The organism is Photobacterium sp. OFAV2-7 (assembly GCF_022347985.1).
Taxonomy (GTDB): Bacteria; Pseudomonadota; Gammaproteobacteria; order Enterobacterales; family Vibrionaceae; genus Photobacterium.
The window spans coordinates 1-7,431 of record NZ_JAKRFQ010000163.1 but is presented as its reverse complement, the minus strand read 5'-3'; the positions used below and the strand labels follow the sequence as shown (position 1 = coordinate 7,431).

Sequence of the window (7,431 nt, the reverse complement as noted above, 5' to 3'; positions counted from 1 at the left end):
GTCTGAGGCATAGGGCCGTCAGTTGCAGCAACAACTAGGATACCACCGTCCATCTGCGCAGCACCAGTGATCATGTTTTTAACGTAATCGGCGTGTCCTGGGCAGTCTACGTGTGCGTAGTGACGAGATGGAGTATCGTACTCTACGTGAGAAGTAGAGATTGTGATACCACGCTCGCGCTCTTCTGGAGCGTTATCGATAGATGCGAAGTCTTTAGCCTCACCACCGTATACTTTTGACAGAGTAGTACAGATAGCAGCTGTTAGAGTAGTTTTACCGTGGTCAACGTGGCCGATAGTACCAACGTTAACGTGCGGTTTTGTACGTTCAAATTTTTCTTTAGACATGGATAGTCCCTCTAGGCACGGCATTTGGTGGCATTACGACCACACAACCAATCATGGGTTTGTAGAGTATATATCAAAAGGATTGAAGTGACTTGGAGAGGGAGTGGTGCTGATAGGCGGATTTGAACCGCCGACCTCACCCTTACCAAGGGTGCGCTCTACCGACTGAGCTATATCAGCACACAAAGTGTGGAGCGGGCAGCGGGAATCGAACCCGCATCATCAGCTTGGAAGGCTGAGGTAATAGCCATTATACGATGCCCGCAAAACTCGTAACTCGTAGAGCTATTCAATCATTTGAAAATGGTGGAGGGAGATGGATTCGAACCATCGAAGGCAGAGCCGTCAGATTTACAGTCTGATCCCTTTGGCCACTCGGGAACCCCTCCAGGGGTGTTGCAAAGAAACTGGTGCCGACTACCGGAATCGAACTGGTGACCTACTGATTACAAGTCAGTTGCTCTACCTACTGAGCTAAGTCGGCTTAAGTGCTGCGCATTCTAGAGAATGATCCCAGCCCTTGCAATACCTATATTATTTTTTTTTCAGTTTTTTCTATCAAGCGTTGCAATTTTAGCCATCATCGGCATTTTGCATACAAAGCAAGGCCTTCCAGTACCAAATCTGAACGGTGTCGGTAGTGTTTTGACCAAGACACAGGTAAATGACGAACACCTCCACCGCACAGGATCACTTCAGGCTCGGCCTTCAGTTTATCGCGGGCTTGCCCCAGGCCATATTCAATCAGCCCCAGCAGTGCCGCACGGCAACCATTTTTCAGGCCATCAGCGGTATTGTCAGCAAAACTGATTGTTTCACTGTGCTCGCGATCCGAAAAAACCTTGGTGGTGTTTTCCAGTACCGATTTCATCATGAGCTGGTAGCCAGGAGCAATCCAGCCACCCAGATGTTTGCCATCTTCGGACAGCACATCAAAGGTTAGCGCCGTGCCGATATCGACAATCACGGTTGGCCTTTTAAATTCCTGCCGAATAGCCACCAAGGTCAGCCAGCGATCGACGCCCAGGTATTGGTACTCGGCATAGGCATTCTTTACGCCAAAATCTTTACGCAGTGTTTTTACCTGCATTACCGGAATATTGGCCAACTGGGCAATACGCTGGATGGAGTTATCAACCTCCACCGGGCCAACACTGGCAAAGACGATTCTGTTAACTTCCTTCTCTAACAGCGGCTCTAGCACCATTTCCAGCTTACGGCTTGGGTATCGCCCTAATAGCTCGAAATTGCCATCGTCAAACAGTTGGGCAACCTTGACATAGGTGTTGCCCGCTTCAATTAATAATTGCATTAACAACCTCTAAGGCTGATTTCACCACCGACGTAAGGCGTAATACCTTGTTCGGTTTCCAGTAATAACGCCCCCTGACTATTAATTCCGCGGGCTATTCCTTCTACCACACGCTCACCAATTAATAATTTCACAGGGCGATCCAAAAAGTTATCTAATCGATTCCAGCGCTCAATAAAGCCATCCAGGCCAACACTCTCGTAATGCTCAAGCGTTTCGTACAAACGCCGGATCAGCGTTGCTGCCAGCTGGTTTCGCTCCGGAAGGTGGCTGCAAGCCTGCGTCAAATTGGTCCACGCCTGGCCGATATCCGATCCTTCCTGCTCAGTCATCGCAACATTCAGTCCCATCCCGATCACCAGGTGGGCAGCTTCTCCGGCCTGACCTGTCATTTCGACAAGAATACCGGCCAGCTTCCTATCTTGGTAATACAGATCGTTGGGCCATTTGACTTTGATATCATCTGCCCCGAGAGATTGCAGAGCCTCGGCTATCGCCACTCCGACAACAAGGCTTAACCCCATAGCAGCGGCCATACCGGCATCAAGGCGCCAATACATAGAAAGGTATAAATTACTACCAAACGGAGAAAGCCACTGCCTTCCTCGTCGGCCTCGGCCCGACTCCTGATACTCAGCCAGGCAGACAGCGCCTTGGGGTAGCTGACCAACCCGATCCAGCAGGAATTGGTTGGTTGAGTCAATCACAGGGATGAGATCTAAGCTCGAGCACTTTACCTGAGCTAAAATTTTATCGCAATCAAGCAGTTCCAATTTTGATGCCAGGCTATAGCCTTTACCCTGAACCCGGTAGATATCCAATCCCCAGCTTTGCAGCGTTTTAATATGCTTGCTTATCGCCGCGCGCGATATCCCCAGTGACTCTCCCAACGCCTCACCGGAATGGAATCGTCCATCCGATAACATGGCGACTAACGCCAAACGTGTAGCATGATCTATCATGACATCATCTCCGCCAGTTTTGTCTCTTGGCAGGCAGCCATAAAGCGTACTTCATGCTCTAGGGTGACACCAAACGTCCTGTCCACCGTTATAACTATATCATTCGCCAGTTCAATGACGTCCCGGGCTGTCGCTTGCGCATGGTTTACCAGCACCAGCGCTTGTTGCTCGTGCACCTTCGCGCCGCCAACCTCATAGCCTTTCAGGCCGCACTGATCTATCAGCCAACCTGCGGCCAGTTTGTAACACCTATTCCCCACGTCATAACTCGGCATTTGAGGGTAATCCTGCAATAGTGCATCTCGCTTCTCACTGTCAACCACAGGGTTTTTGAAGAAACTTCCGGCATTGCCGAGCACTGCTGGATCAGGCAGCTTTTCTTGACGAATACGACACACTTCATCGAAGATGTCTTTGGCCGATACGGCGTCGGGATCAAATTTTGCCAGCGGGCCGTAGCCTAAGTTCGGTAGCCATTCTTTCGGCAGTTCCAAACCAACCGCAATGATGGCATGGCTATCTTTCATTGCATGCTTGAAGATTGAGTCACGATATCCAAACTGGCAGTCAGCTGCCGACAGCCGGGAAAGCTTGCCGGTTTCCAGCTCAACCACATCCACATACTGGCAGATATCTTTTAGCTCTACACCATAGGCGCCAATATTCTGTATAGGGGATGAGCCGACACACCCGGGAATTAGCGCCAGGTTTTCCAAGCCGGGCATATTGTTTTCAATAGTTGTGCATACCAGGTGGTGCCAGTCTTCACCGGCGCCGACATGCAGCTGATAGTTGTCTGCCGTTTCCGTAATGTCGATACCCGATATACGGTTCAGCACTATGACACCGGCATAGTTTTCACAGAACAGTAAATTGCTTCCCTGTCCGACAATCAACTTGGGTAAAGTCCGATATTGTTCATGCTGCCAAATAGCGACCAAATCCTCTGCCGTCTCCGCAACTACAATGTGTTCAGCTGCGACCTCTATGCCAAAGGTGTGAAAAGGCGCCAGCGACCTTTCTTGCAAAACTTTCATGCTATTATCGAACCATACCATTTATACTATTGGCCGCATTTTAACTGATTCATCCTGACAACGCAGTGTTTTCCCATGAGCAAGCTTAGATTCCACCCACTAGAACCCCTCCGTTTTCCGTTGATCAATCGTTTCTATAAATCTTACTACCCCGCAGGGAAAGCCAAAAAAGATGAAGTTATCTGGGTGGGAGAGGATAACAGCAGTATCATCTGCTGTGTCAGATTCAAGCAATTTGATGACTATCAGTTACTCACCGGTATGCTGGTGCACCCAGAACAACGCGGCATGGGGTTAGCCAAACAGTTACTAACAGGGTGTTATCAACAGCTTACCGACGCACCTTGTTACTGTTTTGCATTTGCTCACTTAGAAACCTTGTACCGGAATGCCGACTTTGTCGTTATCCCTGACATCGAACTCCCTGAACCACTATTGAGTCGTATTCGCCGCTACCGGCAAAGTGGTAAAAAGCTGATTGCAATGCGCTATCAGCCCTAATTTACAGTTATTCAACCTAACCGTGACCCATACCAAGAATGGTATTGATAGATTCAGGGAATTTTCTGGTATAATTCCGCTCTAAATTAACAGATTTATCTTTAATAGGTCGCGTAAACGAGGCGATAATGGATTCAGCTATTGCTAACAGGCAGCGCATTGAGCAATTGCCATGTATTGCACACAAACCGGAAGATTTAGAGACACTTCTAGATGCAGGATCTTTCCGCGAACGTCTTCACCAAGAAATCACTCAGGCTAAGCAACGTATTTATCTGGTAGCTCTCTACCTGCAAGACGATGATGCTGGGCGAGGCATTCTAACAGCACTGTATGAAGCCAAGCAGGCGAACCCTGATTTGGATATAAAGGTACTGGTCGACTGGCATCGTGCCCAGCGAGGACTTATTGGTGCCGCTAAATCTGATGGCAATGCTGCACTATACCGTGAGTTCTCAGAAAACTATGAGCATCAAATTGATGTACTGGGTGTTCCGGTGCGTAACAGGGAAGTCTTCGGTGTATTGCACCTGAAGGGTTTTGTGATCGATGACAAGGTTATCTATAGCGGCGCTAGCCTTAATGATGTCTACCTTGCGCAGCATCAACGTTACCGTTACGACCGATACCACGTTATCCAGAATACTCACCTTGCCGATAGCATGGCAAAGCTCATCAAGGAGACGCTGGCAGATAGTGATGCCGTCAATTGCTTGAGCCAGGCCATTCGTCCTGAAACCAAGGCGTTGAAAGGTGCCATCAAAGACCTCCGTAACCAACTGCAGCGCGCAAGTTATTCTTTTGCTCCTGAATCTGTTGCAAGCGATCAGGTTGGCCTAACACCACTGATTGGCCTTGGAAAGCGGAAAAATAAGCTGAATCAGCATATCTGTACTTTGATTGCCAGTGCCCAGAAAGAACTGACTATCTGTACACCTTACTTTAATTTCCCTCGCCTCATTAGCCGCGAAGTAAAACGAGCAATCCGGCGAGGCGTAAAAGTTACCATTGTGGTCGGTGACAAAACAGCGAATGACTTTTACATTCCGCCTAGCGAGCCGTTCAAGACCATTGCAGGCCTCCCTTACCTGTATGAAGTGAACCTACGAAACTTTGCCAAGCAGAATGAAGGGGCTATTGCTCGCCGCCAGCTAGCTATCCACCTTTGGAAGCACAATGACAACAGTTTCCACCTGAAAGGGATCTGGGTTGACCGCAGCTACATGTTGATCACAGGCAATAACCTCAATCCAAGGGCTTGGAAGTTAGATCTTGAGAATGCCATCTTGGTGCATGACAAGAGCCAGCTTTTAGCCGAGCAGAAACAACAAGAGCTCGACTGTATTCTGAGCCATACTCAGCTTGTTGGTAGCTATAAATTTATAGAGAAAGTCGATACCTACCCTGCTCCAGTAAGGAAGTTGATTAAGCGGATCCGCAGAATAAAAGCTGATCACATTCTTAATCAGATCCTGTAGAGGAAATGCGCATGACTATCGCCGCTATTGATGTAGATCCGCAACGTACTTTCAGCCCACTCTGTCCTGATGAGCTGCCAGTACCGGAAGGAGATCAGATCGCTCCCGCACTCAATGCGCAAGCAGAGCTGGCAGATCTACGTGTATTAACGAAAGATGCGCACCCTTCTCAAGCGGTATGGGTTGTTGATAGCCATGATAAAATGCTTCAACCGTTACCTCATCCCAATGCAGACTTAACCTGGGTAGCCCATGCCGTCCCAGGTACAGCTGGATTTAAAACGATCCCAGGGTTACCTGCCGCCACCGATTACGATCATGTTATCTGGAAAGGGATCGAGCCTGATCTTCACCCCTATGGTGCCTGCTTTCATGATCTGAAAGAGAGGCTAAGTACTGGGCTGATCGAATGGCTTGATAGCCAAAAGGTAACCACTATTCTTGTCGGCGGCTTGGCGACAGACTATTGTGTGAAAACAACCGCCTTACAACTGCAGCAAACTGGAAAGTTTAAAGTCATTGTTAATCTTTCAGCTTGCCGCGGAATTGCACCAGACACCACAGAGCAAGCATGTGTCGACATGAAGGCGGCCGGAATTACCGTTGTACCTGACTTATCGGCAGTTCGTACGCAGCTATAGCCCACACTGTTAAACGTTATCAAACAGCCTCTTAGGAGGCTGTTTTCATATCTGCTGCTCACTGTTACCTTCCTCCTTACTGTCACCGAGAAACCACTCCCCGATACATAGTTAATTCGACAAGCAATTATTAAATCCTATTGTTTCCAGCAAGACTTCTTAAAAAAGCAAAACTTCTGGACCGGCACTCAGACGGGAATCGAACCCGCGAATACCTTCGCAGCGTGACAGGCCGCTCTGCTCTCAAGGTAATAGCCAAGGTAAATAGGCTAACCTACTGAACTACAACTCTGTACTGCACATACAAAAAAGCCCCGTCTTTCGACGAGGCTTCTTAATAAATGGCGGGGCGGCCGGGCTTGCGCACAAGCGGGGCTCATTCGCCCACAGGGCGAACATATCTTAAAGACGTAAAAAAGCCCAAGCATTTCTGCTTGGGCTTAGTATAAGTGGCGGAGCGGACGGGACTCGAACCCGCGAATGCCTTCGGCAGCGTGACAGGCCGCTGCTTTCAAGGTAAATAGGCTAACCAACTGAACTACCGCTCTGTACTGCACATACAAAAAATCCCCAGCATTGCTGCTAGGGACTTAATAATTGGCGGAGTGGACGGGACTCGAACCCGCGACCCCCGGCGTGACAGGCCGGTATTCTAACCAACTGAACTACCACTCCGCACTAAATTGGAAGCCTGGCGATGTCCTACTCTCACATGGGGAGGCCCCACACTACCATCGGCGCTATTACGTTTCACTGCTGAGTTCGGCATGGGATCAGGTGGGTCCATAATGCTATGGTCGCCAAGCAAATTCTGTTTATCTTACGTCGTTGACGGAAGATACAATCTTGGAAAGTAACTAGTGTCTCAAACACTCATTCAAGTGCTCGTGGAGTCCGCTAAAACCCCTTGGGTGTTGTATGGTTAAGCCTCACGGGCAATTAGTACAGGTTAGCTCAACGCCTCACAGCGCTTACACACCCTGCCTATCTACGTCGTAGTCTCCAACAACCCTTCAGGATACTTATAGTATCAGGGATGACTCATCTCAGGGCTCGCTTCCCGCTTAGATGCTTTCAGCGGTTATCGATTCCGAACTTAGCTACCGGGCAATGCGTCTGGCGACACAACCCGAACACCAGAGGTTCGTCCACT

The 7,431-nt window shown here is 49.0% G+C and carries 7 protein-coding genes, 5 tRNA genes and 2 rRNA genes; 3 read left to right on the top strand and 11 right to left on the bottom strand.

All coding sequences use genetic code 11. The features are described 5' to 3' along the window. The 8 genes from MHN01_RS10875 to murB all read right to left on the bottom strand — a co-directional run. The coding region (locus tag MHN01_RS10875) for a GTP-binding protein (protein WP_239411370.1) at nucleotides 1-347 on the bottom strand (347 nt) is incomplete at its 3' end. Nucleotides 348-451: 104 nt separating this feature from the next. Then, nucleotides 452-527, bottom strand: a tRNA-Thr gene (locus MHN01_RS10870). A gap of 10 nt (nucleotides 528-537) precedes the next feature. After that, nucleotides 538-612, bottom strand: a tRNA-Gly gene (locus MHN01_RS10865). 39 nt (nucleotides 613-651) lie between these two features. Further along, nucleotides 652-736: transfer RNA gene (locus MHN01_RS10860), tRNA-Tyr, on the bottom strand. A 19-nt stretch (nucleotides 737-755) separates the two neighbouring features. Further along, nucleotides 756-831, bottom strand: a tRNA-Thr gene (locus tag MHN01_RS10855). A 96-nt stretch (nucleotides 832-927) separates the two neighbouring features. Further along, on the bottom strand, nucleotides 928-1,659 hold the full coding sequence (locus MHN01_RS10850) for a type III pantothenate kinase (RefSeq protein ID WP_239411369.1): 732 nt from the start codon (nucleotides 1,657-1,659) through the stop codon (nucleotides 928-930). Further along, nucleotides 1,659-2,621, bottom strand: a complete 963-nt coding sequence (birA, locus tag MHN01_RS10845) for a bifunctional biotin--[acetyl-CoA-carboxylase] ligase/biotin operon repressor BirA (protein WP_239411368.1) — start codon at nucleotides 2,619-2,621, stop codon at nucleotides 1,659-1,661. The genes MHN01_RS10850 and birA overlap by 1 nt, the downstream gene beginning before the upstream one ends. Next, nucleotides 2,618-3,658, bottom strand: coding sequence for a UDP-N-acetylmuramate dehydrogenase (murB, locus tag MHN01_RS10840; protein WP_239411367.1), 1,041 nt, complete (start codon nucleotides 3,656-3,658; stop codon nucleotides 2,618-2,620). Before murB ends, birA begins: the two co-directional genes overlap by 4 nt. A gap of 75 nt (nucleotides 3,659-3,733) precedes the next feature. On the opposite strand from murB, the gene MHN01_RS10835 reads away from it, so the two are divergent. From MHN01_RS10835 to MHN01_RS10825, 3 genes are all read left to right on the top strand, one after another. Beyond that, nucleotides 3,734-4,159, top strand: a complete 426-nt coding sequence (locus MHN01_RS10835) for a GNAT family N-acetyltransferase (protein ID WP_239411366.1) — start codon at nucleotides 3,734-3,736, stop codon at nucleotides 4,157-4,159. A gap of 128 nt (nucleotides 4,160-4,287) precedes the next feature. After that, nucleotides 4,288-5,637 carry a CDP-diacylglycerol--serine O-phosphatidyltransferase gene (pssA, locus tag MHN01_RS10830; RefSeq protein ID WP_239411365.1) on the top strand — a complete coding sequence of 450 codons (1,350 nt, stop codon included), beginning with the start codon at nucleotides 4,288-4,290 and terminating at the stop codon, nucleotides 5,635-5,637. 11 nt (nucleotides 5,638-5,648) lie between these two features. Beyond that, on the top strand, nucleotides 5,649-6,278 hold the full coding sequence (locus MHN01_RS10825; protein WP_239411364.1) for a nicotinamidase: 630 nt from the start codon (nucleotides 5,649-5,651) through the stop codon (nucleotides 6,276-6,278). Between the two features lie 598 nt (nucleotides 6,279-6,876). On the opposite strand, the gene MHN01_RS10820 is transcribed toward MHN01_RS10825, so the two are convergent. From MHN01_RS10820 to MHN01_RS10810, 3 genes are all read right to left on the bottom strand, one after another. Continuing rightward, a tRNA-Asp gene (locus tag MHN01_RS10820) sits at nucleotides 6,877-6,953 on the bottom strand. A 14-nt stretch (nucleotides 6,954-6,967) separates the two neighbouring features. After that, nucleotides 6,968-7,083: ribosomal RNA gene (gene rrf, locus MHN01_RS10815) — 5S ribosomal RNA — on the bottom strand. 113 nt (nucleotides 7,084-7,196) lie between these two features. Continuing rightward, nucleotides 7,197-7,431 (bottom strand): 23S ribosomal RNA (locus tag MHN01_RS10810); the annotation flags it as partial.